This is a genomic window from Agromyces sp. S2-1-8 (assembly GCF_021129215.1).
Classification (GTDB): domain Bacteria; phylum Actinomycetota; class Actinomycetes; order Actinomycetales; family Microbacteriaceae; genus Agromyces; species Agromyces chromiiresistens.
Map to the genome: position 1 here is coordinate 1,639,306 of NZ_JAJOLP010000001.1, position 22,412 is coordinate 1,661,717.

At 71.3% G+C, this 22,412-nt stretch carries 24 protein-coding genes; 20 read left to right on the top strand and 4 right to left on the bottom strand.

Annotated elements, in window-relative coordinates; all coding sequences use genetic code 11:
- Positions 1 to 8 precede the first annotated feature (8 nt).
- The 7 genes from LR269_RS07455 (at position 9) to glmM (ending at position 6,619) form a co-directional block, all read left to right on the top strand.
- The gene (locus tag LR269_RS07455; RefSeq protein WP_204395444.1) at positions 9 to 995 is read left to right on the top strand and encodes a DNA-directed RNA polymerase subunit alpha; all 987 of its coding nucleotides are present in this window, start codon (positions 9 to 11) and stop codon (positions 993 to 995) included.
- A gap of 46 nt (positions 996 to 1,041) precedes the next feature.
- Positions 1,042 to 1,596, top strand: a complete 555-nt coding sequence (rplQ, locus tag LR269_RS07460) for a 50S ribosomal protein L17 (RefSeq protein WP_231430113.1) — start codon at positions 1,042 to 1,044, stop codon at positions 1,594 to 1,596.
- Between the two features lie 149 nt (positions 1,597 to 1,745).
- On the top strand, positions 1,746 to 3,044 hold the full coding sequence (locus LR269_RS07465; RefSeq protein ID WP_231430114.1) for an acyltransferase: 1,299 nt from the start codon (positions 1,746 to 1,748) through the stop codon (positions 3,042 to 3,044).
- Between the two features lie 147 nt (positions 3,045 to 3,191).
- Positions 3,192 to 4,088 carry a tRNA pseudouridine(38-40) synthase TruA gene (gene truA, locus LR269_RS07470; protein ID WP_231432275.1) on the top strand — a complete coding sequence of 299 codons (897 nt, stop codon included), beginning with the start codon at positions 3,192 to 3,194 and terminating at the stop codon, positions 4,086 to 4,088.
- Positions 4,089 to 4,259: 171 nt separating this feature from the next.
- The gene (gene rplM, locus LR269_RS07475) at positions 4,260 to 4,706 is read left to right on the top strand and encodes a 50S ribosomal protein L13 (RefSeq protein ID WP_231430115.1); all 447 of its coding nucleotides are present in this window, start codon (positions 4,260 to 4,262) and stop codon (positions 4,704 to 4,706) included.
- 44 nt (positions 4,707 to 4,750) lie between these two features.
- On the top strand, positions 4,751 to 5,236 hold the full coding sequence (rpsI, locus tag LR269_RS07480; protein ID WP_231430116.1) for a 30S ribosomal protein S9: 486 nt from the start codon (positions 4,751 to 4,753) through the stop codon (positions 5,234 to 5,236).
- A 21-nt stretch (positions 5,237 to 5,257) separates the two neighbouring features.
- Positions 5,258 to 6,619, top strand: a complete 1,362-nt coding sequence (gene glmM, locus LR269_RS07485) for a phosphoglucosamine mutase (protein ID WP_231430117.1) — start codon at positions 5,258 to 5,260, stop codon at positions 6,617 to 6,619.
- 63 nt (positions 6,620 to 6,682) lie between these two features.
- On the opposite strand, the gene coaA is transcribed toward glmM, so the two are convergent.
- Complete coding sequence (gene coaA / locus LR269_RS07490) at positions 6,683 to 7,639, bottom strand: type I pantothenate kinase (RefSeq protein ID WP_231430118.1); 957 nt, start codon at positions 7,637 to 7,639, stop codon at positions 6,683 to 6,685.
- 87 nt (positions 7,640 to 7,726) lie between these two features.
- On the opposite strand from coaA, the gene glmS reads away from it, so the two are divergent.
- The 10 genes from glmS (at position 7,727) to LR269_RS07540 (ending at position 16,026) form a co-directional block, all read left to right on the top strand.
- Positions 7,727 to 9,577 (top strand): glutamine--fructose-6-phosphate transaminase (isomerizing), encoded by a 1,851-nt coding sequence (gene glmS, locus LR269_RS07495; RefSeq protein ID WP_231430119.1) that lies wholly within the window; start codon positions 7,727 to 7,729, stop codon positions 9,575 to 9,577.
- 19 nt (positions 9,578 to 9,596) lie between these two features.
- Entirely contained in the window at positions 9,597 to 9,959 is a 363-nt protein-coding gene (locus LR269_RS07500) for a holo-ACP synthase (protein ID WP_231430120.1), read from the top strand.
- A complete protein-coding gene (gene alr, locus LR269_RS07505) occupies positions 9,956 to 11,164 on the top strand; it encodes an alanine racemase (protein ID WP_231430121.1) in 1,209 nt (402 codons plus the stop codon). Before LR269_RS07500 ends, alr begins: the two co-directional genes overlap by 4 nt.
- 32 nt (positions 11,165 to 11,196) lie before the next feature.
- Positions 11,197 to 11,652 (top strand): tRNA (adenosine(37)-N6)-threonylcarbamoyltransferase complex ATPase subunit type 1 TsaE, encoded by a 456-nt coding sequence (gene tsaE, locus LR269_RS07510; RefSeq protein ID WP_231432276.1) that lies wholly within the window; start codon positions 11,197 to 11,199, stop codon positions 11,650 to 11,652.
- A gap of 9 nt (positions 11,653 to 11,661) precedes the next feature.
- Complete coding sequence (tsaB, locus tag LR269_RS07515) at positions 11,662 to 12,297, top strand: tRNA (adenosine(37)-N6)-threonylcarbamoyltransferase complex dimerization subunit type 1 TsaB (protein ID WP_231430122.1); 636 nt, start codon at positions 11,662 to 11,664, stop codon at positions 12,295 to 12,297.
- Positions 12,298 to 12,305: 8 nt separating this feature from the next.
- A complete protein-coding gene (locus LR269_RS07520; RefSeq protein WP_231430123.1) occupies positions 12,306 to 12,893 on the top strand; it encodes a GNAT family N-acetyltransferase in 588 nt (195 codons plus the stop codon).
- Positions 12,890 to 13,945 carry a tRNA (adenosine(37)-N6)-threonylcarbamoyltransferase complex transferase subunit TsaD gene (gene tsaD / locus LR269_RS07525; RefSeq protein WP_231430124.1) on the top strand — a complete coding sequence of 352 codons (1,056 nt, stop codon included), beginning with the start codon at positions 12,890 to 12,892 and terminating at the stop codon, positions 13,943 to 13,945. Before LR269_RS07520 ends, tsaD begins: the two co-directional genes overlap by 4 nt.
- A gap of 137 nt (positions 13,946 to 14,082) precedes the next feature.
- Complete coding sequence (locus LR269_RS18905; RefSeq protein ID WP_231430125.1) at positions 14,083 to 14,499, top strand: DUF4190 domain-containing protein; 417 nt, start codon at positions 14,083 to 14,085, stop codon at positions 14,497 to 14,499.
- Positions 14,500 to 14,533: 34 nt separating this feature from the next.
- Entirely contained in the window at positions 14,534 to 15,241 is a 708-nt protein-coding gene (locus LR269_RS07535) for a DUF4190 domain-containing protein (RefSeq protein ID WP_231430126.1), read from the top strand.
- A gap of 8 nt (positions 15,242 to 15,249) precedes the next feature.
- Positions 15,250 to 16,026 (top strand): DUF4190 domain-containing protein, encoded by a 777-nt coding sequence (locus LR269_RS07540; RefSeq protein ID WP_231430127.1) that lies wholly within the window; start codon positions 15,250 to 15,252, stop codon positions 16,024 to 16,026.
- 46 nt (positions 16,027 to 16,072) lie between these two features.
- Here the strand turns inward: LR269_RS07540 and LR269_RS07545 are convergent, their stop codons facing one another.
- Entirely contained in the window at positions 16,073 to 17,272 is a 1,200-nt protein-coding gene (locus LR269_RS07545; protein WP_231430128.1) for an SAM-dependent methyltransferase, read from the bottom strand.
- Between the two features lie 192 nt (positions 17,273 to 17,464).
- Between LR269_RS07545 and groES the strand changes: the two genes are divergently transcribed.
- From groES to LR269_RS07560, 3 genes are all read left to right on the top strand, one after another.
- A complete protein-coding gene (gene groES, locus LR269_RS07550) occupies positions 17,465 to 17,761 on the top strand; it encodes a co-chaperone GroES (protein ID WP_022889766.1) in 297 nt (98 codons plus the stop codon).
- A gap of 118 nt (positions 17,762 to 17,879) precedes the next feature.
- On the top strand, positions 17,880 to 18,818 hold the full coding sequence (gene rarD, locus LR269_RS07555) for an EamA family transporter RarD (RefSeq protein WP_231430129.1): 939 nt from the start codon (positions 17,880 to 17,882) through the stop codon (positions 18,816 to 18,818).
- 245 nt (positions 18,819 to 19,063) lie between these two features.
- Positions 19,064 to 20,362: an ABC transporter substrate-binding protein gene (locus tag LR269_RS07560; RefSeq protein WP_231430130.1), complete on the top strand. Its 1,299-nt coding sequence runs from the start codon at positions 19,064 to 19,066 to the stop codon at positions 20,360 to 20,362.
- Positions 20,363 to 20,752: 390 nt separating this feature from the next.
- On the opposite strand, the gene LR269_RS07565 is transcribed toward LR269_RS07560, so the two are convergent.
- On the bottom strand, positions 20,753 to 21,526 hold the full coding sequence (locus tag LR269_RS07565) for an ABC transporter ATP-binding protein (protein ID WP_231430131.1): 774 nt from the start codon (positions 21,524 to 21,526) through the stop codon (positions 20,753 to 20,755).
- Positions 21,513 to 22,412, bottom strand: coding sequence for an ABC transporter ATP-binding protein (locus LR269_RS07570; RefSeq protein WP_231432277.1), 900 nt, complete (start codon positions 22,410 to 22,412; stop codon positions 21,513 to 21,515). The genes LR269_RS07565 and LR269_RS07570 overlap by 14 nt, the downstream gene beginning before the upstream one ends.

The window sequence follows — 22,412 nt, forward strand, 5'->3', positions numbered from 1 at the left end:
AATCAACAGTGCTGATCGCACAGCGCCCGACGCTCACCGAAGAGAACATCTCGGAGTTCCGTTCGCGTTTCGTGATCGAGCCCCTCGAGCCGGGCTTCGGTTACACCCTCGGCAACTCGCTTCGCCGTACCCTCCTCTCCTCGATCCCCGGCGCGGCCGTGACGAGCATCCGCATCGACGGCGTGCTGCACGAGTTCTCGACGGTGCCCGGGGTGAAGGAGGACGTCACCGAGATCATCCTCAACATCAAGAACCTGGTCGTCTCCAGCGAGCACGACGAGCCCATCACCGCGTACCTGCGCAAGCAGGGTGCCGGTGAGGTCACCGCCGCCGACATCTCGGCTCCGGCCGGCGTCGAGGTGCACAACCCCGAGCTCGTCATCGCGACGCTCAACGACTCGGCGAAGTTCGAGCTCGAGCTCACGATCGAGCGCGGCCGCGGCTACGTCTCGGCTTCGCAGAACCGCAACGAGTACTCGGAGGCCGGCCAGATCCCGGTCGACTCGATCTACTCGCCGGTGCTCAAGGTCACCTACCGCGTCGAGGCCACCCGTGCCGGCGAGCGCACCGACTTCGACCGCCTCGTGGTCGACGTCGAGACGAAGCCGGCGATCTCGCCGCGCGACGCCATCGCCTCGGCCGGTCGCACCCTCACCGAGCTGTTCGGCCTCGCGCGCGAGCTGAACACCGCGGCCGAGGGCATCGAGATCGGCCCCGCGCCGGTCGACGCCGTGCTCTCGAGCGAGCTCTCGATCCCGATCGAGGACCTCGACCTGTCGGTGCGCAGCTACAACTGCCTGAAGCGCGAGGGCATCAACACGGTGTCGGAGCTCGTCGCCCTCAGCGAGTCGCAGCTCATGAACATCCGCAACTTCGGTCAGAAGTCGGTCGACGAGGTCAAGGACAAGCTCACCGAGATGGGCCTGTCGCTGAAGGACTCGGTTCCCGGCTTCGACGGCGCCCACTTCTACACGGGCTTCGACGACGAGAACTAGGCCGCAGCGCCTGCCCGACCCCCTCACTACCTGGAGATAACGAACCATGCCGAAGCCCACCAAGGGCCCCCGCCTCGGAGGCGGACCCGCGCACGAGCGACTGATGCTCGCGAACCTCGCGGCTGCGCTCTTCACGCACAAGAGCATCACCACCACCGAGACCAAGGCCAAGCGGCTCCGCCCGCTCGCCGAGCGCCTCGTCACCTTCGCGAAGCGCGGCGACCTGCACGCCCGCCGTCGCGTGCTCGCCGTGATCGGCGACAAGGCCGTCGTGCACGAGCTGTTCGCGGTCATCGCGCCGCAGGTCGCCGACCGTGAGGGCGGCTACACCCGCATCACGAAGATCGGCAACCGCAAGGGCGACAACGCGCCCATGGCGGTCATCGAGCTCGTGCTCGAGCCGGTCGTGAAGAAGCAGCGCGCCGCCAAGCCGGCCGCCGCCGCGCCGGTCGTCGACGAGGCGCCCGCCGCTGACGAGACCGCTGCCGACGAGGTCGTGACCGAGGCCGAGGCCGCGGTCGACGAGGCCGCCGGCGCCGAGGCGTCGGAGGAGTCGGCCGAGGCTCCCGCCGAGGAGACCGAGGCGGCCGAGGCCAAGTAGCCTCGCCCAGCACCGACGACGGGCCCCTTTGCATTGCGCACAGGGGCCCGTTCGCATCTGTGCCACAATCGTCGTCGCGAGCGGATGGACCGGCTCGCCGAGGGCCGGGCCGCCGAACGCGCGGCCGCCGTCGAGACGGAAGGAACGGCGTGCGCGCACCGGTGCGGATCCCCGAGGACCGCGACCTCTCGATCGACTTCGCCCGTGCGATGTGCCTCCCCGTCGTCGTCGTCCTGCACGCCATGCAGATGGGCATCGGCGGTGACCCGCTTCGCGCGTTCAACGCGCTCGACGGCTTCGAGCCGCTCGCCTGGGCGACCTGGCCGCTCATGATCATGCCGGTGTTCTTCATCTGCGGCGGGTTCGCGTCGATCACGCAGTGGCGTCGCCTGCGAGGGCACGGCGAGACCGTCGCGCACTACATCAGGGTGCGGGCGGTGCGCCTCGCGCAGCCCGTCGTCTCGGTGACCGCGGCCGTCGGCCTCGTGCTCGCGCTCATGCTCGCATCCGGCGCCGACCCCGGGTTCGTGCAGGGCTTCGCCCTGCGGCTCGCCGAGCCGCTCTGGTTCATCCCCGTCTACCTCATCTGCACCGCGCTGGTGCCGGTGATGTCGTGGCTGCACCGGCACGCGCCATGGCCGACGTACCTCGGCCTCGCCGGTGCCGCGGCGGTCGTCGATGCGTCGACCCGCGGCGCGGGCCTGCCGCTCGGCGCACTCAACTGGGTCTTCGTCTGGCTGTTCGCGCAGCAGCTCGGCTTCGGGCTGCGCGACGGCTGGTTCGCCCGTCGGTCGCCGTGGCTGCTCGCGGGCCTCGCGATCGGTGCCTACGGGTTCATCGGCGTACTCGTCGCCGGGTTCGGCTACTCGCACGACATGCTCGACAACCTCAACCCGCCGAGCGTCGCGATCCTCGCCCTCGCGCTCGGCCAGGTCTGCCTGTTCGCCCTGCTCCAGCCGGCGATCAGGCGGTTCGTCGGACACCGGGCCGTGCTCGGGCTCGTCTTCGTGTTCGGCGTGTACGGCATGGTCATCTATCTCTGGCACACCTTCGCGATGGCCGTCGTCACGGCCGCCCAGCTCACGATCGGCCTGCCCTTCCCGCCCGTGCTGTCGCCGACGTGGTGGGCGACGCGGCCGTTGTGGATCCTCGCGATCGCCATCGTGATCGCCGGATGCTGCCTCGTCGTGCCGAAGCTCGAGGCGCACTGGCCGGCGCCGGTCGAACGACGGACGCCCCTCGTGATGGTGGTGACCTGGGCGCTCTGCGCGGTCGCCGGCGTGGGCGTGTTCCTGACGATGGGCTACGTGCCGCTGGTGCACGGCCTGCTGGGCTGGTCGCTGGTGACGCTCGCGGTGATCGCCCTCATCGTCGGAGGGCCCGGGCCGCGCGCGCCGCGCCCCCGCGCCGACGAGGTCGACGCGGTCGCCGCCGCGGCGCGCGCCTAGGCTGGCGGTATGGTCACGAGCGAGGCGGATGCCGCGGGCACGGCGCCCGCCCCGGCGAACGGAGTGCTGTCCGAGGCCGGCCGGACGCCGGCCGGCGGCTCGGCCGAGGCATCCCCGATCGCCGTGACCGGCAGCGCGGACGAGACGGTGCGCATCCGGCTCGGCATCGCGTACGACGGCACCGACTTCAAGGGCTGGGCGGCGCAACCCCGGCTGCGCACGGTGCAGGGCACGCTCGAGGCCGCGCTCGCGACGCTCTTCCGCCGCGAGCGGGTGCTGCCCCGGCTGACGGTCGCGGGGCGCACCGACGCGGGCGTGCATGCGCTCGGCCAGGTCGCGCACCTCGATGTGCCCGCGGGGGCGCTCTCCGCCGTCACGCGGCCCCGGCGAGGGGAGGCGTCGAGCGGCGTCGCCGACGACCCGGCGGCGGTGCTGCTCCGCCGGCTGACCGGCATCCTCGGCTCCGCCGACGCCGACGTCGTCATCACGCATGCCGAGACCGCGCCTGCCGGGTTCGACGCGCGCTTCTCGGCCGTCTGGCGACGCTACGAGTACCGCATCGCCGACGGCGCGACGCTGCGCGACCCGCTGACGCGCAACCGCACCGTCTGGTTTCCGCGCACGCTCGACGTCGACGCGATGGACCGGGCGGCGACGCGACTGCTCGGTCTCCACGACTTCGCCGCGTTCTGCAAGCCGCGCGAGGAGGCGACGACGATCCGCACGCTGCAGGCCTACGGCTGGAGCCGTGGGGAAGGCGGCGTGCTCGTCGCCACGCTGCAGGCCGACGCGTTCTGCCATTCGATGGTGCGGGCGCTCGTCGGCGCGTGCGTCGCGGTGGGGGAGGGCAAGCTCGCCGACGACGACCCCGAGCGGCTGCTCGCCGCGGCCGAGCGCACGAGCGCCTTCAAGGTGATGCCGGCGAAGGGGTTGGTGCTCACCGAGGTCGGCTACCCCGGCGACCACGAACTCGAGGCCCGGGCCGCGCAGACGCGGGCGCGCCGGGAACTGCACGTGAGCGGCATCCCGGACCTCGTCGAATGAGGCGCGGATTCTGCAACGCGGGCCGAAGCTGGTAAGCTCTCCCTTTGGTGCCGCACTCTGCGGCGGTACCCGATGTTGAGCCCTCCACCGAGGCGTTCGCGCGCATCGCGCCCGAACACCCCACGGAGTGGGATTCACGAACCCCTCACTCGATCAGAAAGCAGCACTTCCGTGACGCGCACCTACACCCCGAAGTCGAACGAGATCCAGCGCGACTGGGTCGTCATCGACGCGACCGACATCGTGCTCGGTCGTCTCGCGAGCCACTCCGCAGCCCTGCTGCGCGGCAAGCACAAGCCGATCTTCGCCAACCACGTCGACACCGGTGACTTCGTCATCATCGTCAACGCCGAGAAGGTGGCCCTCACGGGCCAGAAGCTCGAGCAGAAGAAGGCGTACCGCCACTCGGGCTACCCGGGCGGCCTCAAGGCCGTCGGCTACGCCGAGCTCCTCGAGAAGAACCCCGTCCGCGCCGTCGAGAAGGCGATCCGCGGCATGCTCCCGAAGAACTCGCTCGGCCGCCAGCAGCTCAAGAAGCTGAAGGTCTACGCCGGCCCGGAGCACCCGCACGCGGCTCAGCAGCCGAAGCCGTACACCCTCACCCAGGTCGCCCAGTAAGCCCGGCGCACTCGACCTTCTCGAACTAAGGATTCACAACCACCATGGCGAAGATCGCAGACCAGATCGACCAGGCTCCTGAGAGCTACACGACCGAGAGCGCCCCGGCGGCTGCTCCGGCGGCCCCCCGCCCCGTCCTCAACGTCTCGGGCGCGGCCGTCGGCCGCCGCAAGCAGGCCATCGCCCGCGTGCGCGTCGTCCCGGGCGCCGGCACCATCACGGTGAACGGCCGCGAGTTCGCGGACTACTTCCCGAACAAGCTCCACCAGCAGCTCATCACCGACCCGTTCACCGTGCTCGAGCTCGCGGGCTCGTACGACGTGATCGCCCGCATCACCGGCGGCGGCCCCTCGGGCCAGGCCGGCGCGCTGCGCCTCGCGATCGCGCGTGCGCTCAACGAGATCGACCGCGAGAACAACCGTCCGACCCTCAAGAAGGCCGGCTTCCTCACGCGTGACGCCCGCGTCATCGAGCGCAAGAAGGCCGGTCTCAAGAAGGCCCGCAAGGCTCCCCAGTTCTCGAAGCGCTAAGTCTTCGGCGAGCCTTTCCGCATGCCTCGGCTTTTCGGAACCGACGGGGTCCGGGGCCTGGCCAACCGTGAACTCACGGCTGACCTGGCCCTGGGCCTCTCCCAGGCGGCTGCCGCCGTCCTCACGCAGGGGCGCCACGCCGACGAGAACCGTGCGGCGGGCAGGCGTCCCGTCGCCGTCGTCGCGCGCGATCCCCGCGTCTCCGGTGAGTTCCTCACCGCAGCGGTCGCGGCCGGCCTCGCGAGCTCCGGCGTCGACGTGCTCGACGCCGGGGTCATCCCGACGCCGGCGACGGCCTTCCTCATCGACTCGATCAAGGCCGACTTCGGCGTCATGATCTCGGCGTCGCACAACCCGGCGCCCGACAACGGCATCAAGTTCTTCTCCTACGGCGGCACGAAGCTGCCCGACGAGGTCGAGGACCGCATCGAGTCGTACCTCGGCAAGCAGAAGCTCGCGCCGGTCGGTGACGGCGTCGGTCGCATCCGCCGCTTCGCCGACGCAGAGGACCGCTACGTCGTGCACCTGCTCGGCACGCTGCCGAACCGGCTGGACGGCATCAAGGTCGTGCTCGACTGCGCCCACGGCGCAGCGGCGGGCGTCTCTCCCGAGACGTTCAAGGACGCCGGCGCCGAAGTCATCGTCATCGGCGCCGACCCCGACGGCATCAACATCAACGACGGCGTCGGTTCGACCCATCTCGACAAGCTGCAGGCCGCCGTGCTCGCGCACGGCGCCGACGTCGGCATCGCGCACGACGGCGACGCCGACCGCTGCCTGGCCGTCGACGCCGCAGGTGAGATCGTCGACGGCGACCGCATCATGGCGATCCTCGCGCTCTCGATGAAGGAGCGCGGCAAGCTCACCGACGACACGCTCGTCGTCACGGTCATGTCGAACCTCGGGCTCAAGCGTGCGATGGCCGAGCACGGCATCCGCATCGTCGAGACGAAGGTCGGTGACCGGTACGTGCTCGAGGCGCTCGCGGCGCACGGGCTCTCCCTCGGCGGCGAGCAGTCGGGCCACGTCATCATGAGCGAGTACGCGACGACCGGCGACGGCGTGCTGACCGGCCTCCACCTGGTGGCCGAGATGGCGCGCACGGGCAAGTCGCTCGCCGAGCTCGCGTCGGTGATGACGGTCTACCCGCAGGTGCTCGTGAACGTGCGCGGGGTCGACCACCACGCGCTCGGCGCGAACGACGGCGTCGCCGCGGCGGTCGAGGCCGCAGAGGCCGAGCTCGGCGACTCGGGTCGCGTGCTGCTGCGCCCGTCGGGCACCGAGCCGATGGTGCGGGTCATGGTCGAGGCGTCCGAGCAGTCGATCGCCGAGCGGCACGCGGCCGCCCTGGCCGAGGTCGTGAAGTCGGAGCTCGCGCTGTAGCGCCGTACGCACCGCAGAATCGCCCGCGTCCCGCACGGGAGCGGGCGATTCGCGTCTGCGCCCTCAGAGCTTGCGCAGGAGCACGCTCGACACGGTGTGGTCGGCGCTCTTGCGCAGCACGAGCGAGGCGCGCGAGCGCGTCGGCCTGATGTTCTGCAGCAGGTTCGGCTCGTTGATCGAATGCCAGATCTCGCGCGCTCGGTGGCGCGCCTCCTCCTCGGTCAGCGACGCGAAGCGGTGGAAGTACGAGCGCGGGTTCGCGAACGCCCCGCGCTGGAGCTTCAGGAAGCGCTCCTCGTACCAGCGCGCGATGTCGCTCGTGCGCGCATCGACGTAGATCGTGAAGTCGAACAGGTCGCTGACCGCGAGCCGGTGCCCGGGGCCGGGCGGCTGAAGCACGTTCAGCCCCTCGACGATGAGCACGTCGGGGCGGCGCACGGTGACCTGCGCGTCGGGCACGATGTCGTAGGCCAGGTGGGAGTAGAAGGGCGCCCGCACCTCGGCGGCGCCGGCCTTCACCTCGCTCACGAAGCGCAGCAGCGCGCGCCGGTCGTACGACTCGGGGAAGCCCTTCCGGGCCATGAGCCCGCGTCGTTCGAGTTCGGCGTTGGGGAAGAGGAACCCGTCGGTCGTGACGAGCTCGACGCGGGGCGTGTGCTCCCAGCGCGCGAGGAGCTCGCGCAGGAGGCGCGCGATCGTCGACTTCCCGACGGCGACCGATCCGGCGACGCCGATCACGAACGGCGTCGGCTCGGCGCGTTCGCGCAGGAACTCGCTCGTGACCTTGTGCAGCGACTTCGTGCCGCCGACGTAGAGGTTCAGCAGCCGGCTGAGCGGCAGGTAGACCTCGGCCACCTCGGTCGGGTCGAGCGGCTCGCCGAGGCCCCTGAGCTTCACGAGCTCGGTCTCGTGCAGAGGCGACGGCATCGACGGTGCGAGCGCCGCCCAGTCGGACCGATCGAGCTCGATGAACGGCGAGATCTGCGCAGCATGCGACGACGAACTCTGCGGATCCGGCACCGTGCCAGTGTAATGCGCGCCCGAGCGAGGACTCCCCGCCCACCCCTCCGGGAATTCATGCAGCCGCGCGCCAGTAGAATCGCCCCCATGTGTGGAATCGTCGGATACGTCGGAGAGCGCAACAGCCTCGACGTCCTCATGGGTGGCCTGCGCCGCCTCGAATACCGTGGCTACGACTCGGCGGGGGTGGCGGTCGTCGACGACGACGGTGCCATCGAGACCGCGAAGCGGGCCGGCAAGCTCAAGGTCCTCGCCGACGAGCTCGAGCGCAACCCGCTGCACCACGGCGGCACGGGCATCGGGCACACGCGCTGGGCGACGCACGGCGGACCGACCGACCGCAACGCGCACCCGCACCTCGGCGATGAAGGGCGGCTCGCGCTCATCCACAACGGCATCATCGAGAACTTCGCCGACCTCAAGGACGAACTGCTCGCCGAGGGCTACGCGTTCGAGTCCGAGACCGACACCGAGGTCGCGGCCGTGCTCCTCGGCCGCGAGTACCGCGCGGCCGGCGACCTGCGCACGGCGTTCCGCAACACGGTCTCGCGTCTCGAGGGCGCGTTCACGCTGCTCGCCGTGCACCGCGCCGAGCCCGGCGTCGTCGTGGGCGCCCGCCGCAACTCGCCGCTCGTGATCGGTCTCGGCGAGGGCGAGAACTTCCTCGGCTCCGACGTCGCCGCGTTCGTCGAGTTCACGAAGCGCGCCGTCGCGATCGGCCAGGACCAGATCGTCGCGATCACCGCCGACGAGGTCGTCGTGACCGACTTCGACGGGGAGCCGGTCGAGGTCGAGGCCTTCGAGGTCGCCTGGGACGCCTCGGCGGCCGAGAAGGGCGGCTGGTCGTCGTTCATGCGCAAGGAGGTGTCGGAGCAGCCCGAGGCGGTCGCCAACACCCTCCGCGGCCGCATCGTCGACGGTGCCGTCGTGATCCCCGAGCTCGAGTCGTTCGACGACGACGAGCTCCGCGGCATCCGTCGCATCACCGTCATCGCGTGCGGCACCGCGTCGTACGCCGGCATGGTCGCGAAGTACGCGATCGAGCAGTGGGCGCGCATTCCCGTCGAGATCGAGTTGAGCCACGAGTTCCGCTATCGCGAGCCGGTGCTCGACGCCGACACGCTCGTGGTCTCGATCAGCCAGTCGGGCGAGACCATGGACACGCTCATGGCGGTCAAGTACGCCCGTGAGCAGGGCGCCCGCACGATCTCGATCTGCAACACGCAGGGCGCGACGATCCCGCGCGAGTCCGACGCGGTCGTCTACACGCACGCCGGACCCGAGGTCGCGGTCGCGTCGACGAAGGCCTTCGTCGCCCAGATCGCGGCGCTCTACCTGTTCGGCCTCCACCTCGCCCGCGTGCGCGGAACGCTCGACGCCGAGGCCATCGCGGAGCAGCTCGCCGAGCTCTCGGCGGTGCCCGAGAAGCTCGAGCAGGTGCTCGGCGAGGCCGAGAAGGTCACGCAGCTCGCGCACTGGATGGCCGACACCCGTTCGGTGCTCTTCCTCGGGCGCCACGTCGGCTACCCGATCGCCCTCGAGGGCGCGCTGAAGCTCAAGGAGCTCGCGTACATCCACGCAGAGGGCTTCGCCGCGGGCGAGCTCAAGCACGGCCCGATCGCGCTCATCGAGCCCGGCCAGCCCGTCTTCGTGGTCGTGCCGAGCCCGCGCGGCTCCGCGAACCTGCACCCGAAGGTCGTCTCGAACATCCAGGAGATCCGCGCCCGCGGCGCCCGCGTCATCGCGATCGCCGAGGCCGGCGACGCCGCGGTGCTGCCGTTCGCCGACGAGGTGCTGCGCATCCCGCTGGCCGCGCCGCTCTTCGAGCCGCTCCTCGCCGTCGTCCCGCTGCAGATCTTCGCCATGGAGCTCTCGCAGGCGAAGGGCCTCGACGTCGACCAGCCGCGCAACCTCGCCAAGTCGGTGACGGTCGAGTGACGCAGGGCGCGGGGGCCGAGTGATCGCCGGCATCGGCATCGACGTGGTCGACATCGAGCGCTTCGAGCGCTCGATCGCCCGGACCCCCGCGCTCGTCGAGCGCCTGTTCGCCGAGAGCGAACGCAGTCGGCCGCCGCGATCGCTCGCGGCCCGCTTCGCCGCGAAGGAGGCGCTCATCAAGGCACTCGGCGGTCACGCGGTCATCCGCTGGCACGACATGCGCATCGTCCAGGACGTCGAGGGCAACCCCGACTTCGAGCTCTCGGGCGCGCTCGCCGCGCACGTCGCCGCACTCGGCATCGACCGCGTGCACCTGTCGATGAGCCACGATGCCGGCATCGCGAGCGCGTTCGTCGTGCTCGAGGCGGTGAGCGGCCGATGAGCGAGCAGGATGCCTCGGCCCGTGCCGCCGGCGGGGCGCACGCGTCTCGCGCGTCGCACCCGTTCCGCGAGGCCCGGGTCGACCTCGACGCGATCACGGCCAACGTCCGCGTGATCGCCGAACGCGTCGCACCCGCCGAGATCGTGGCCGTCGTGAAGGCCGACGCGTACGGGCACGGCGCCGTCGAGGCGGCCCGCGCCGCGCTCGCGGGCGGAGCGACGCGGCTGGGCGTCGCCGACCTCGAGGAGGCCTTCGAACTCCGCGACGCCGGCATCGACGCGCCGATCGTCGCATGGCTGCACGACCCCGACGCCGACTTCGCCTCGGCGATCCGGGCCGACATCGAGATCGGCGTCTCGAGTCTCGCCCAGCTCGAGCGGGTGGCCGCCGCCGCCCCCGAGGCTGCGGCGCACGTGCACCTCAAGATCGACACCGGCCTCAGCCGCAACGGGGTGCCCGAGGCGGAGTGGCCCGTCGTCGTCGCCCGTGCGGCCGAACTCGAACAGGCCGGGCGCCTCGGTGTGGCCGGCGTCTTCAGCCACTTCGCGAACACGTCGCGCGAGGTGGACGCCGACCAGCTCGCGGCCTTCGGGCGCGCGCTCGCCGTGGCCGAGGCCGCGGGACTCACCGGCCGGCTGCGCCATATCGCGTCGAGCGAGCAGGCGCTGCGCGACCCGGCCTCCCGCTACGACGCCGTGCGGATCGGCATCGGCCTCTACGGGCTCACCCCCTTCGGCGACGGCACGACGTCGGCCGACCTCGGGCTCACCCCGGCGATGACCCTCCGTGCGAAGGTCGCGGCCGTGCGCCGCGTCGCCGCCGGCACGGGGGCCTCCTACGCCCACATCTGGCACGCCGACGCCGAGACCACCCTCGCGCTCGTGCCGCTCGGCTACGCCGACGGCATTCCCCGGCAGGCGTCGGGGCAGGGCGCCGAGGTGCTCATCGGCGGCCGTCGCCGCCCCGTGGTCGGCCGCATCGCGATGGACCAGTTCATCGTCGACGCCGGCGACGCACCCGTCGCGGTGGGCGACGAGGTCGTCGTCTTCGGCGACCCGGCGACCGGCGCGCCGACCGCGGACGAGTGGGGCGCCGCGGCCGGCACCATCGGCTACGAGATCGTCACCCGCATCGGCCCGCGCGTGCCGCGCCGCTACACGGGCGGCCCGCGCACGGTGCCCTGGCCCGAGGCCGAAGACCTGTGAGCCGCACGATCGAGATCGCCGACGCGGACGCCATGGAGGAGCTCGGCCGTCGCCTCGGCGCCGCGCTGCGCGCCGGCGACCTCGTCGTGCTCACGGGGCCGCTCGGCGCGGGCAAGACCACCCTCACGCGCGGCATCGGCGAGGGCCTCGGCGTACGCGGCCCGGTGCAGAGCCCGACCTTCGTGCTCGCCCGCACTCACCCGAGCCTCGTCGACGGCCCGCCGCTCGTGCACGTCGACGCCTACCGCCTCGGCAGCGCCGAGCTCGTCGAGGACCTCGACCTCGACTTCGACCGATCGGTCGTGGTCGTCGAGTGGGGCGCCGGACTCGTCGAGGAAGCCGGCGACGCGTGGCTCGAGGTCGTGATCGAGCGCCCGACCGGCGCGAAGTCGCCGGGCGACGCCGAGCCCGAGGCATCCGACCTCGACGGCGACGAGCCGCGCACCGTCACCCTCACCGGGCCCCTCCTCGCCCGTCTCCCGAATTAGGCTTGAGGCATGCTGCTTGCGATCGACACGTCGACCGGCACGAGTGTCGCGGTGGTCGATCGAGACCGTGCGACCCACGAGCTGCGAACGCTGGCGGAGGTCGGCACCGACGACACCATGCGCCACGCCGAGGTGATCGGGGGCTTCATCCGCGACGCGCTCGCCGAGGCGGGGGTCGAACCCGCACGGCTCTCGGGCGTCGCCGGCGGCATGGGGCCGGGACCGTTCACGGGCCTGCGCGTCGGCATCGCCGCGGCGCACGCCTTCGCGCTCGGCATCGACCGGCCGTTCGTGCCCGTGCCGAGCCACGACGCGATCGCCTGGAGCCGCTACACCGCCGGCGACGAGGGCCCGCTCCAGGTCGTCACCGACGCGAGGCGGCGCGAATACGCGATCTCCGAATACGACGGCCTCGACGCCGACGGGCTGCCCGTGCGCCGCAGCGGGCCGGGGCTCGTGCCCCGCGACGCGCTGCCCGAGCCGCGGGGCCTCCGGTTCGAGGCGGCGGTCGTGTCGGCCGCCGCCGTCGGCGCGCTCGCCGAACTCGCGTTCGCGGCACGACGGCTGCCGCTCACCGGCGACGCCCCGCTCTACCTGCGCGCCCCCGACGTGACCCCCTCCGCCGGAAAGCGGGTGCTGAGGTGAGCGTCTTCATGCGACGGGCACGGACCACCGACCTCGAGGCGATCATGCAGCTCGAACGGGCGACGTTCACCGACGACGCCTGGCCCGAGGAGGCCATGCTGCGCGAGATCGAGAGCCCGCACGGGTACTACCTCGTCGCGGTCGACGACGAGGTCGCGAACCGTGCCGCAGGCGACGGCGAGCGCTCCGGCGACGACCACTCCGACGACGACGTGGATGCCTCGTGGCCGCCGCTGCTCGGCTACGCCGGCCTGCTCGCACCGCGGGGCGGCGATCAGGGCGACATCCAGACGATCGCGGTCGACCCGGCCGCGCGGGGCGTGGGCCTCGGCCGCGGGCTCATGCACGCGCTCATCACGGAGTCGCGCCGACGCGGCATCGCGCAGCTCTTCCTCGAGGTCCGTGCCGACAACCCCGTCGCGCGCGCCCTCTACGACTCGCTCGGCTTCGTGCAGATCGGCGTCCGCCCGCGGTACTACCGCAACGGCGTCGACGCCGTGCTCATGCGGCTCGACGTGCCGCCGGCGGTGACGCGCCCCGCGAGCGACGCCCCCGAAGGTGCTCGACCCGCCAGACCTGCCGGAGGCGCCCGATGAACACCCGCGAACCGCTCGTCCTCGGCATCGAGACGTCGTGCGACGAGACCGGGGTCGGCATCGTTCGGGGCGACGCCCTGCTCGCGAACGTCATCGCCTCATCGATGGAGGAGCACGCCCGCTACGGCGGCGTCGTGCCGGAGGTCGCCGCACGCGCCCACCTCGAGGCGCTCGGCCCCACCATCAGGGCGGCGCTCGCCGAGGCATCCGTCGACCTCGACGACCTCGACGCCGTGGCCGTGACGAGCGGTCCCGGCCTCGCCGGCGCGCTCATGGTCGGGGTCGGCGCGGCGAAGGCCCTCGCCATCTCGAAGGGCCTGCCGATCTACGCCGTCAACCACCTCGTGGGGCACGTCGGCGCCGACCTGCTCGATTCCGCAGATCCGCTCGAGACGCCGACGGTGGCGCTCCTCGTCTCCGGAGGACACACGTCGCTGCTCCTCGTACGCGACCTCGTCTCCGATGTGGAGCTGCTCGGCGAGACCATCGACGACGCCGCGGGGGAGGCGTTCGACAAGGTCGCCCGCGTGCTCGGACTGCCCTACCCGGGCGGCCCCGAGATCGACCGGGCGGCCATGGGCGGCGACCCCGACGCGATTCGCTTCCCGCGCGGGCTGACGCGACCGAAGGACCTCGTCGCGCATCGCTGGGACTTCAGCTTCTCCGGTCTGAAGACCGCGGTCGCCCGCTGGGTCGAGCAGCGCGAGGCCGCCGGCGAGGCCGTGCCGATGGCCGACGTCGCGGCGAGCTTCCGCGAAGCGGTCGTCGACGTGCTCGTCTCGAAGGCGATCGACGCCTGCACCGAGCTCGGCGTGCCGCGGCTGCTGCTCGGCGGCGGCGTCATCGCGAACGCGAGGCTCCGCGAGGTCGCGAGCGAGCGGGCGGATGCCTCGGGCATCGCGCTGCGCATCCCGCCGCTGTCGCTCTGCACCGACAACGGCGCGATGATCGCGGCGCTCGGCGCGCAGCTCGTGATGGCCGGCCATGCGCCGTCGGGACTCGGCTTCGGAGCCGACTCGACGCTGCCCGTGACCGAGATCCAGGTCGACTGACGCAAGAATCCTGTGCGCGAGGGGGCTTGCGCGATAGTGTGGGGGCGAAACGACCCGGGTCGTCGACATCCGTCGCGCCCGGAGCGCCTGCCGAACCGGCATGAGCGCATCACACACAGCATCGAGGGGAAACCACAGTGACCGACCCGAACCTTCCCGAGCAGCCCGCAGGCCAGCCCGCCGCCCAGCCTGTTCCGCCCGCTCCGGCAGCTCCCGCAGCACCGGCCGCGCCGGCCTACGGCGCGCCCGCCGCGCCGGCGGCGCCCGCGTACGCGGCGCCCGCTGCGCCGTCGAAGGTGCTCAGCATCCTCTCGCTCGTCGCCGGCATCGTCGGCGTGATCGGCGCCTGGTTCTACTTCGGCATCCTGCTCTCGGTCGCTGCGATCGTCCTCGGCTTCATCGCCAAGAAGAAGGAGCCGCAGTCGAAGGGCATGTGGCTGACCGGCATCATCCTCGGTTTCGTCGGCATCGCGCTCTTCATCATCGCGATCATCCTCGCGATCATCGCGTACGCGTACCTCGCGACCGTCAGCTCGACCATCGACAGCTACTGAGCCGACTGACTCGGCTCACCGAATGGGGGAAGAAATGACCGACCCGAAGAATCCCGACGAGGTGCCAGAGACCCCCGAGGTCCCCGGCGCGCCGGTGGAGCCCGAGGTGCCGAACGTTCCCGAGCCCGACCTGCCCGCCCCGGCGGAGCCAGGTATCCCCGGCGAGCCCGAGCCGGTCGTGCCGGTCGACGCCGCCGCGGCCGGGCCCGAGGTGCCGAGCGCACCCGAGCCCCCCGCGGCGCCCGAACCGCCGGCGGCTCCCGAGCCGCCGGCACCCCCGGCACCGCCCGTGTACGGTGCAGGCGAGACGACGGCGCCGCCCGCCTACGGTGCGACGACGCCTCCGCCTCCGCCGAACGCGTACGGTGCCCCGGCACCGCAGCCCGGCTACGGCGGGCCCGCAGGCGGTGCGCCCGCGTATGCGGCGCCCGCGTACGGCGCCGCGCCCGCCAAGAAGACCCCTGTGCTCAGCCTCATCTCGCTGATCGCCGGCATCGTGGGACTCGTCGGCTTCGCCGTCGTGTTCCTGCCCTTCATCGGCGGCGTGCTCCAGCTGTTCATCCCGGGCGCCGCCGTGGTGCTCGGTTTCCTCGGCAAGAGCAAGGAGCCGCAGGCCAAGGGCATGTGGCTCACCGGCATCATCCTCGGCTTCGTCGGCATCGCGATCGCGCTGCTGTCGTTCGTGCTCTGGGGTGTGTTCTTCTCGACGGTCCCGTCGTACGACTACGACTACGACTACTGAGCGACGAGATGACCGAACGCGAGGGGGCTTCGCCGAACGGCGAGGCCCCCGACCGCTTTCCGGCTCCGCCCGTGCCGCGGGCGGAGCCGGCCGCCGATGCGCAGCCGGCGCAGCCGGCGGAGCCGGCGCAGCCGGCGGAGCCGGCGGAGCCGGCGGCGGCCGGCGTCGAACCGGTCGTTCCGGCCGCCGGCGCCGAGCCGGTCGTCGCGGAAACCGACGCCCGGCCGGTCGTCCCGGCCGCCGGGGCCGAGCCGATTGTCGCGGCCGCATCGCTCGCGCAGACTGAGGCGGCGCCCTCGAACGAGCGGGCCGAGCCGGCGCTCGCCGTCGACCGGGCCGACCCGGTCGACCCGCTCGCTCCGTACCGCCCCGCGGAACCGACATTCCGGGCCGACCCCGTGATCCGGGAGGCGGACGCCCGCGAGTTCGAGGTTCCCGTCGACACCGGCCAGCTGCGCCGCATCTCGACCGGCCAGCTGCTCATCGTGCATCGGGCCGGCTACGACACCGCCGAGTCCATCGAGATCGAAGAGGAGCAGCAGCGCCGGGCCTACAGCTGGGTGGCCGCCGTCACGGGTGTGATCGGCGCGGCGGCGTCGCTCTTCGTGGGCTGGATGCTGCCGCTCTCGATCGCCGCGATCGTCTTCGGCGTGCTGGGCCTGCGCCGTGAGGAGCACGGGCGCGCGCTCGCCTTCGTGGGCATCGGCACCGGGCTCGCCGGGCTCGTCTTCTCCGCGGTCTGGATCGGCTACTACGCGATCGTCTTCGGCGCCCTGCCGGTCTGAGCGTCGCGACGGGTGTCGAGACCCGTCCTCCTGCGCGGGGCGCGCCTCAGACGGCGGGTTCGAGCCGTTCGACGAGCAGCGCGACGTGCCGGCCCTGCTCGCGGGTGAGCACGATCGTCGCCCGTTCCGTTCCGCGCAGCTTCAACCGCGTGCGCAGCGTCGCCGGATCGACGTCGACACCGCGCTTCTTGATCTCGACGGTGCCGACGCCGCGCGACTGCAGCGCCTGGCGCAGGCCCCGCTCGTCGGCCGGCAGCCGTTCGATCACGCGGAAGCCCCTGGCGAACGGGGAGTCGAACGCCGTGTCGGCCGTGAGGTACGCGATGCCCGGGCTCAGCATCCAGGCGCCGTGCTCGCGCGCGAGATCGCCGATGAGCCGTGCGCGGATGACCGCACCGTCGGGTTCGTAGAGATAGTCGCCGAGCGGGCCGTCGGGGGCGTCCTCGCTGTCGGCCGCGGCGGCGAGTTCGTGTGCGGCATCGCCGCGGATGACGAGCGCAGATCGCCCGACGCCCGGTCGGGCGAGCACGCCGAGCCAGACGGCGAGCTCGACGACGTCGCCGTCGACCGAGACCCACTGCGCCTCGGCACCGGCGGGGATCACGTCGCGATCGGTGCCCGGGCCCAGCTTCACGCCGACGGGCATCCGCTCGGCGAGCCCGAAGGCGAAATCCAGGCTCGGCGAGTACGCCGAGGCATCCGCGATGCGGGTCGTGGTGCCGCCCGCCGTGGTGCGCCGCGCCGGATCGAGCCAGGCGCCGTCGATGCCGCCCAGCGCGACGTCCTCGGCACGAGCGTGGAGGACGCGCGCCTGGGGGAACGGGGTGAGGTTGTAGGCGGCGATCGCCGCGGTGACCTCGTCGGCCTCGGCCGCGGTGACCTCGAGGTCGATCGCGGCCATGGCCAAAGCGTCGCCGCCGATGCCGCAGCCGAGGTCGGCGACGTGGCGGACGCCCGCGCGCGAGAAGCGACCAGCGTGGAGGGCGGCGACCTGGAGCCGGGTGGCCTGCTCGAGGCCGGGCTCGGTGAACAGCATGCGCGCGGCGAACGGGCCGAACTTCGCGGCAGCCTTCGCGCGCAGCTTCGACTGGCTGAGCACGGCCGCGACGAGGCCGGCGGCGTAGCCCCTCCGGCGCAGCTCGGCCACGGTCTTCACGATGTCGGCCTTCGAGTCCCACTCGGGCAGCTCGTCGAGCAGGCGCAGGCCTTCGGGGGAGAGGAGTTCGACGAGGTCGGAGCGTTCCACCCGGCAACGCTAGCACCGGACGAGCGGCCCGCACGGCCGCGTCGGTCGCTCGTGTTCGCCGCGCGTGAACGGCGCTGGCACTCACGTTGCACGAGTGCCAGAACGCGCCTAGACTCGGCTTAGCACTCTCGCTCCGAGGCTGCTAACCAGTCTTTCGTCAAAAGACGGCATTCGTCTAGAAAAGGGGTAACCGTGTCGGTTTCCATCAAGCCGCTCGAGGATCGCATCGTCATCAAGCAGGTCGAGGCCGAGCAGACCACCGCGTCGGGTCTCGTCATCCCCGACACTGCGAAGGAGAAGCCGCAGGAGGGCGAGGTCGTCGCCGTCGGTCCCGGTCGCATCGACGACAACGGCAACCGCGTTCCGCTCGACGTCGCGGTCGGCGACAAGGTCATCTACTCGAAGTACGGCGGCACCGAGGTCAAGTTCGGTGGCGAGGACTTCCTCGTGCTCTCGGCCCGCGACGTGCTCGCGGTCGTCGTTCGCTGAGCGACCCGAAACCTTCACGATCGGCCCGGATGCCTCGGTATCCGGGCCGTTCGGCGTTCCTGGGGCCCGAAGGGTGCCCCGAAACGGCGGTGTCGCCCGCCGGGCGTAGGCTGGATCGGTGAATTCCCGCTCAGCCCACGCCGATCACGGCGCGATCAGCCGAGCGGGTCTCGGCTACGCGATCTCCGCGTACCTGCTCTGGGGCGTGCTCCCCATCTACTTCATCGCGCTCGCACCCACCGGGTCGGTCGAGATCGTCGCGTGGCGCATCCTGCTCTCGCTCGTCTTCTGCGCCCTGCTGATCACCGTCACCCGCGGATGGTCGAAGTTCGTCGCGCTCCTGCGCAACCGCCGGGTGCTCTTCACGATGGCCGCGGCGGGCGCCCTGATCTTCGTCAACTGGGAGACGTACGTCTACGCGGCGGTGAACGAGCAGGTCGTCGAGGCATCCCTCGGGTACTTCATCAACCCGATCGTGACGATCTTCCTCGGCGTGCTCGTGCTGCGCGAGCGCCTCAACCCGACGCAGTGGGTGGCCGTCGGCATCTCGATCGTCGCGGTCGTCGTGCTCGCGGTCGGGCACGGGCAGTTCCCCTGGATCGCGCTGCTGCTCGCGTTCTCGTTCGGGTTCTACGGGCTCATCAAGAAGCGCGTCGGCCCCAGGGTCGACGCCGTGTCGGGCCTCACGCTCGAGACGCTCTGGCTCGCGCCCGTCGCTGCCGCGCAGCTGTGGTGGATCGCCGCGACCGAAGGTCTCACGATGGGCGCCGAGGGGGCCTGGCACGCGGTGCTGCTCTCGCTCGCCGGCGTCGTCACGGCGGTGCCGCTGCTGCTGTTCGCCGCGGCATCGCGGCGGCTGCCGCTCATCTACATGGGGTTCATCCAGTACTTCGCGCCGTTCATCCAGTTCATCGTCGGCGTCGCGGTGCTCGGCGAGCCGATGCCGCCCGAGCGGTGGATCGGGTTCGCCCTCGTCTGGGTCGCGCTCGCCGTGCTCACCGTCGACCTCGTGCGTCGCGGCCGTGCGGCGCGACGGATCGTCGCCGAGCCCGTCTGACGGACTTCGGCGGACCTTCGGCGGCCGGAGTCCCGAACGGCGGAATCCGCAGCAGATGACACCGCATGACGCGGATTCCGTGCGTCGGAGGCCGCGCAGGTGTCGACCCGGTAACGATCCGGCCGGTGTTACCGGGTTGTGACCGCGGTGACTTGTTTCCGCGGTGGGCCCGCAATACTGTCAATCAACGGCGTCAGGACTGACGCTTGATTGTGTAACGAATTCCTTCAGTCCCAAGGAGCAACATGAGCGTCTTCGCGAAGGCTTCGGCCAAGCGTTCTGCGCGCGCAGCCTGGACGGGTCTCGCCATCGTCGGCGTCAGCACCCTCCTGCTCACCGCGTGCACCTCAGGCGGGTCACCGTCGTCGACCGAGAGCGAGAAGCCCGCCGACACCGGCGATGCCCAGCCGATCGAGGCCGGCGAGCGCGACCTGACCCTGAAGGTCGGCCAGCTCGCACCGCAGAGCGGCACGCTCGCGGTGCTCGGCCCGCCCCAGATCGCGGCTGCCCAGCTCGCGGTCAACGACATCAACGCCGCCGACCTCGGCATCAACATCGAGTTGACCCTCCGCGACGAGGGCGACAGCACGGTCGACGTCGCGACGGGTTCGGTCACCGACCTGCTCTCGGGCGGCGTCTCGGCCATCTCGGGCGCTGCGGCGTCGGCGACGACCCGCAACATCTACGAGCAGGTCACGAGCGCGGGCGTCGTGCTCATGTCGCCGTCGAACACGGGTCTCGACCTGTCGACCATCGACGACAACGGGCTCTACTGGCGCACCGCTCCCTCCGACCTGCTGCAGGGCGAGGTGCTCGGCAACCTGGCCGCCGAAGACGGCAACTCGACGCTCGGCATCATCTACCAGAACGATGCCTACGGCACGGGCTTCGCCGAGGCGACGAAGAACGCGTTCGAGGGTGCCGGCGGCGAGGTCGTGGCGGAGTCGTCGTTCAACACGGGCGACACGAACTTCTCGACCCAGATCGGCGACGTGACGGCGCAGAACCCCGACGCGATCGTGATCATCTCGTTCAACGAGGCGAAGGTCATCATCCCCGACCTCGTCGGCGGCGGCTTCCCCGGTGACAAGATCTACCTCACCGACGGCAACCGTCTCGACTACAGCGCGGACTTCGCTCCCGGCCTCATCGCCGGCTCGAAGGCGACCACGCCCGGTCTCGACCTCGCTTCGCTCGGCGACTTCACCGAGCGCCTGAAGGAGATCGACCCGAGCCTGACCGACTTCACCTACGCGGCGGAGTCGTACGACAACATCGTGCTGTTCGCGCTCGCGGCCTACGCGGCCAACGACACGAGCGGCCAGTCGATCGCCGACTACCTGACGCAGATCTCCGGCACGACCGGCGGCGGCGAGAAGGTCACCGACTTCGAGTCGGCGGCCAAGCTCCTCGCCGAGGGCGAGCAGATCGACTACGACGGTCTGTCGGGCCCGATCACGTTCGACGAGAACGGCGACCCCACGGGCGCCACGATCGGCATCTACGAGTACAACGACCAGAACGTCTCCGAGCGCATCAACTAAGCGTTCAGCGACATTCGGAACGGCCCCGGCGCATCGCGCCGGGGCCGTTTCTCGTGCGCCGGCCGTGAGCGGCGCCAACGGCACCGTCTCGCGCAGCCTGCCGCCGACCTGAGGTCGCGCAGACGGTCGCACGGCGGGGATGTTGCGGGCAGTGCGCGCGACTCCACGATGTGGGATCGCGTGAACGGTCGCACCGCGGGGATGCCGCGGGCAGTCTGCGCGACTCCGCGATGCGAGTCGCACGAACGGCGGGGAACGCCCCGGTGCCGGCCGAAACGCGCGACACCACCTCGCGGACGTCGCGGCCGCGGAGGCGGCGACCCGGCCCCGCGGACATGGGAACGGGCGGATGCCGCAGCATCCGCCCGTTCGTCGTGGTTCAGGAGCTGGTCACTCCTCGTCCTGACCGAGCGTGCCCAGGTAGAGGCCGATGACCTTCGGGTCGTTGAGCAGCTCACGACCGGTGCCGGTGTAGGCGTCGCGACCCTGGTCGAGCACGTAGCCGCGATCGCAGATCTGCAGGCATCGCCGGGCGTTCTGCTCGACCATGATGGTCGTCACGCCCGCCTTGTTGATCTCCTTGACGCGGAGGAAGGCCTCGTCCTGCCTGACCGGCGAGAGGCCGGCGCTCGGCTCGTCGAGCAGCATCACGTGCGGGCCCATCATGAGCGCCCGCGACATCGCCACCATCTGGCGCTCGCCGCCCGAGAGCGAACCGGCCCGCTGGCTGAGTCGCTTTCCGAGCTCGGGGAAGATCGCCGTGACGAACTCGAGTCGCTCGCCGAGCCCCTTCGGGCGCAGGTAGATGCCCATCTCGAGGTTCTCGCGGATGGTGAGCGACGGGAACACGTTGTTCGTCTGCGGCACGAAGCCGACGCCCTTTGCGACGAGCTTGTTCGCCTTGAGGTTCGTGATCTCCTCGCCGTTCAGGAAGATGCCGCCCTCGCGCACCTTCACGAGGCCGAAGATCGACTTGAGCAGCGTCGACTTGCCGGCCCCGTTGGGGCCGATGATGCCGATCAGCTCGCCGGGCGCCGCGGTCAGCGAGCACCCGTTGAGGATGTTCACGCCCGGGAGGTACCCGGCCGTGATGCTGCGCACGTCGACGACGAGGTCGCCCGCGGGCGGCTGCTCGACGGCGGGGGCGGGGCTATTGTTCGTCATCGATGAGCTCCTTCAGCGCTTCGACGTGGCCGGTGTCGGTCGCGCCGAGATCCTGGTCGTGGTGCTGGCCGAGGTACGCGTCGATCACCGCCTGATCCTGCATGACCGTGTACGGGTCGCCCTCGGCGACGACCTTGCCCTCGGCCATCACGATCACCCAGTCGGCGATGTGGCGCACCATGTGCATGTCGTGCTCGACGAAGAGCACCGACATGCCCTGGGTCTTCAGGTCGAGGATGTGGTCGAGCAGCGACTGCGTCAGCGCCGGGTTCACACCGGCCATCGGCTCGTCGAGCATGACGAGCGTCGGATCGCTCATGAGCGCCCGCGCCATCTCGAGGAGCTTGCGCTGGCCGCCGGAGAGGCTCGCCGCGTAGTCGTCCTTCTTGGCATCGAGCTTGAACCGGCCCAGCAGCTCGAGCGCCTTCGCCTCGATCTCGTCGTCCTGCTTGCGCCAGAGGAACGGCAGCATGGCGCGGAAGAGGTTCTCGCCCCGCTGGCCGGTCGCCCCGAGCTTCATGTTGTCCATGACGGTCAGGAGCCCGAGCGCCTTGGTGAGCTGGAACGTGCGGATCAGCCCGAGCCGCGCGACCTTGAAGGCCGGCACGTGCGCGAGCGACTTGCCGTCGAAGCTCCACGTGCCGTGGTCGGGCTTGTCGAACCCGGTCAGCAGGTTGAAGAAGGTCGTCTTGCCGGCACCGTTCGGCCCGATGAGGGCCGTGATGGCGCCGCGCGGGACCTCGACGTGCGCGACGTCGACCGCGGTGAGGCCGCCGAAGGTGCGCTTGACCCCGTCGGCGATGAGGATCGGATCGGTCTTCTTGCAGCCCGGCACGGCGTCGCCGACGTGCAGGCCGACGCTCTTGACCGGCTTCTTCGTGGGGAT

What these genes read in the sequence shown, in the direction of transcription:
- rplQ (WP_231430113.1), top strand. Translation starts at nt 1,042, where the DNA reads ATGCCGAAGCCCACCAAGGGCCCCCGCCTCGGAGGCGGACCCGCGCAC.
- rpsI (WP_231430116.1), top strand. Translation starts at nt 4,751, where the DNA reads ATGGCGAAGATCGCAGACCAGATCGACCAGGCTCCTGAGAGCTACACG.
- glmM (WP_231430117.1), top strand. Translation starts at nt 5,258, where the DNA reads ATGCCTCGGCTTTTCGGAACCGACGGGGTCCGGGGCCTGGCCAACCGT.
- glmS (WP_231430119.1), top strand. Translation starts at nt 7,727, where the DNA reads ATGTGTGGAATCGTCGGATACGTCGGAGAGCGCAACAGCCTCGACGTC.
- alr (WP_231430121.1), top strand. Translation starts at nt 9,956, where the DNA reads ATGAGCGAGCAGGATGCCTCGGCCCGTGCCGCCGGCGGGGCGCACGCG.
- tsaE (WP_231432276.1), top strand. Translation starts at nt 11,197, where the DNA reads ATGGAGGAGCTCGGCCGTCGCCTCGGCGCCGCGCTGCGCGCCGGCGAC.
- tsaB (WP_231430122.1), top strand. Translation starts at nt 11,662, where the DNA reads ATGCTGCTTGCGATCGACACGTCGACCGGCACGAGTGTCGCGGTGGTC.
- LR269_RS07520 (WP_231430123.1), top strand. Translation starts at nt 12,306, where the DNA reads ATGCGACGGGCACGGACCACCGACCTCGAGGCGATCATGCAGCTCGAA.
- tsaD (WP_231430124.1), top strand. Translation starts at nt 12,890, where the DNA reads ATGAACACCCGCGAACCGCTCGTCCTCGGCATCGAGACGTCGTGCGAC.
- LR269_RS07535 (WP_231430126.1), top strand. Translation starts at nt 14,534, where the DNA reads ATGACCGACCCGAAGAATCCCGACGAGGTGCCAGAGACCCCCGAGGTC.
- LR269_RS07540 (WP_231430127.1), top strand. Translation starts at nt 15,250, where the DNA reads ATGACCGAACGCGAGGGGGCTTCGCCGAACGGCGAGGCCCCCGACCGC.
- LR269_RS07560 (WP_231430130.1), top strand. Translation starts at nt 19,064, where the DNA reads ATGAGCGTCTTCGCGAAGGCTTCGGCCAAGCGTTCTGCGCGCGCAGCC.
- LR269_RS07565 (WP_231430131.1), bottom strand. Translation starts at nt 21,526, where the DNA reads ATGACGAACAATAGCCCCGCCCCCGCCGTCGAGCAGCCGCCCGCGGGC.